We start from the raw sequence: 397 nt of genomic DNA, 5'->3' as shown, positions 1-397 counted from the left end.
CAACCCACGGGCGTCGAGCAGGGTCCGTGGGGCCAGAGCCGTGTAAACCGCCGTGGCCGCCGCAACATGCAGGGGCAGTAATGCCGATTACGATGACAATTATCGGCGATTTGTATACGGAGCAAACAGCAAGAGCGAAAGCCCAAGGATGGATTAGCGCGGTTTGGGGGCTTTCAGGTGTTGCAGGTCCATTGGTCGGAGGATTTTTGGTCGATACGCTGACCTGGCGTTATATTTTCCTGCTTAACCTGCCATTTGGGCTGGTGTCGTTTTTGATGATCGTGATGCTCTATAAAGAAAAGCTGGCTGTTAAAGCGAAGCGACATATTGATTATCCCGGTGCTCTTATTTTTACAGTAGGTACGATTGCGCTGTTGTATGCGCTGTTGACTGGTAG

1 pseudogene is annotated in these 397 nt (G+C 51.4%); it reads left to right on the top strand.

The annotated features are described in order from the left end of the window. Positions 1 to 68 precede the first annotated feature (68 nt). Positions 69 to 397, top strand: a pseudogene (locus tag SB775_RS27650) (MFS transporter); the annotation flags it as partial.

The sequence above is a fragment of the Peribacillus sp. SIMBA_075 genome, from assembly GCF_046534585.1.
Note: the sequence above shows the minus strand (reverse complement) of the source record. Positions and strands in the feature narration are given on the sequence as shown.